Genomic DNA, 285 nt, shown 5'->3' with positions numbered 1-285 from the left:
GCGCCAGGATAGCCTGGTGCCCGAGGTGGACGCCGTCGAAGTTACCGATGGTGGCGACGCAGCCCCCGGCCAGGGGCTGCAGGTTGTGTAGTCCGCGAAGCAGCTGCATAGCACGCTTATTGCTCAGAAAGTGGTCGATTATACGCGTACCGGGCGCCGGACAACAGGCAAAACGGCATGATCCCGCCGCCAGCCCGGACGCGCTTCACAGCACCGCCCGGCGGGAAAAGTCGCGCAGGCGGAAACCCAGCAGCGCGAGCATACCGAAATAGGCCAGGAGACCGG

At 65.3% G+C, this 285-nt stretch carries 1 pseudogene; it reads right to left on the bottom strand.

Features of this window, described 5'->3' with window-relative positions:
• Positions 1-109 (bottom strand): annotated as a pseudogene (locus tag ACLJNW_RS24510) (bifunctional riboflavin kinase/FAD synthetase); the annotation flags it as partial.
• Positions 110-285: the final 176 nt, after the last annotated feature.

Source organism: Salmonella sp. SAL4457 (genome assembly GCF_046548235.1).
GTDB lineage: Bacteria > Pseudomonadota > Gammaproteobacteria > Enterobacterales > Enterobacteriaceae > Salmonella > Salmonella enterica.
The sequence above is the reverse complement of the archived record's forward strand: the minus strand, read 5'-3'. Positions and strand labels throughout refer to the sequence as shown.